Annotated in this window: 2 protein-coding genes; both read right to left on the reverse strand. The window is 61.0% G+C overall.

The window, feature by feature from the left end; all coding sequences use genetic code 11:
• Nucleotides 1-21: 21 nt before the first annotated feature.
• Nucleotides 22-1,239 carry an ISKra4 family transposase gene (locus KF708_24950; GenBank protein ID MBX3415954.1) on the reverse strand — a complete coding sequence of 406 codons (1,218 nt, stop codon included), beginning with the start codon at nt 1,237-1,239 and terminating at the stop codon, nt 22-24.
• Entirely contained in the window at nt 1,166-1,411 is a 246-nt protein-coding gene (locus KF708_24955; GenBank protein MBX3415955.1) for a hypothetical protein, read from the reverse strand. The genes KF708_24950 and KF708_24955 overlap by 74 nt, the downstream gene beginning before the upstream one ends.
• Between the last annotated feature and the right edge of the window lie 92 nt (nt 1,412-1,503).

Raw genomic sequence — 1,503 nt, forward strand, 5'->3', positions numbered from 1 at the left:
GTGTGAGCGTCACGATTGTGGTTAGTTTGGGTAAGTTTTCCAGAAGCTTTCCCACTGGCCGGGCTGGCTGAGGTAGAGGGCTCGCAGGTGGCAGACGGCGTCGGAGCCGTCGCTGCCCCAACGCATGCCGCTCCCTTTGAGGCGATTGGCGACGACGGTCTTGCACGCGCTCTCCACTGGCCCGGAACCGATCTGCCAGCCGTTGGCGACGTAGCGCGGATAGTCCATCCGTCCGACGTGATTGCGAAAGTATTGCGTGTGGACGCGATGACACTCTCGCACGGCCGCGCTACGCTCACCTACCTCGAGCGCTTCGAGCTCGGTCAGCACGGCTTGTCCCCCTTCGTGTTTCAAGCGATGGCATTGTGAGTCGAGCCACGCGGAACGCGTCGTCTCGTTGTCCGGCCAGAGTGCCTGACTCAGTTCAACCAAGTGCTCCTTGGCATGCCAGAAGTCCAGGAGGCACTCCGCCAAGGGAAAGTTTTTACGAAAGAATTCTTCGAGACCAACGCCGCCATCGGAGAGCGCGATCTGCTGCTCGGCTTCGTCCCAACCGACCTGCGTCGCCTGGCGACGCAGTTGCAGACCCAACTGGTCCAGCTCGTAAAAACCCGCTAAATACCGGACTTGATGCCGCTCAGGCGGCCGGTCGTCGTGCTTGCTGCGCGGGTTATAAAGTAGACCCACGTAGGCCATGCGTCCCTCGGCTTTGGCCGCATTCTCGCCTTGTTGCCGCACGCCGGTGGCGTCCAGGCCCACATAAGCACAAGTTCTGCCACGTGCATCGCGTTGCCACTTCCACGACTTGTCTTCGCCGAACGTGATGTTCTGCTCCAGCAACTCGGACAAACGCTCGCCGGCCGCTTCGGTGACACGCTCCACCGTCGATTCGCTCAACCGCAATCCACACAACTTTTGCAGCGTGACTTCGGCTGCTTGAGCGAAGCTGGTCTGCACGCCCGCGATGCTGGCCACCTCGCTGGCGGCCGGCGTGAGATGAGCCACGCCCAAACCAACGCATCGATCACGGGGAAAACACCCCTGCCGACAAGCCGCACAGTGGTAGTAGTGCCGCCGATAGCGGATCGGTCCCAGCAGGCTGTCGATCCGCTTGTCACGCACCGCGACGCAACGCGCGTCACCCCGACAGTGCGGGCAAGCTAAGCTAGCTCCTTCGTATCCGCCCCTTTTTTTGTCGCTCGTCGGCGACCGCCTCCAACGCTCGGGCCCCCAGGGCATGCACCCTGTCGCGGAGTTCGAACTCCGTTTGCCCGAACAGTTCCGAGTCTCCTTTCCCCGCCAGCAGCTTGGCCATTCGCCGTAACTCCTGGTCGGAGACCTTACCCAACAACTCGTAAATCCGCTGCTCGTCTTCGTTCAACTCCAACGGATCATGCTCGGCTGCACACATCGCTCCCCTCCGTGAAACGTGGAAAATAGGTAATCTCGCCCCAAAGCATTGTACCACCGCCGATTTCCTACCTACTTTTCTGACGCTCACAC

This window comes from Pirellulales bacterium (assembly GCA_019636335.1).
Taxonomy (GTDB): domain Bacteria; phylum Planctomycetota; class Planctomycetia; order Pirellulales; family JAEUIK01; genus JAHBXR01.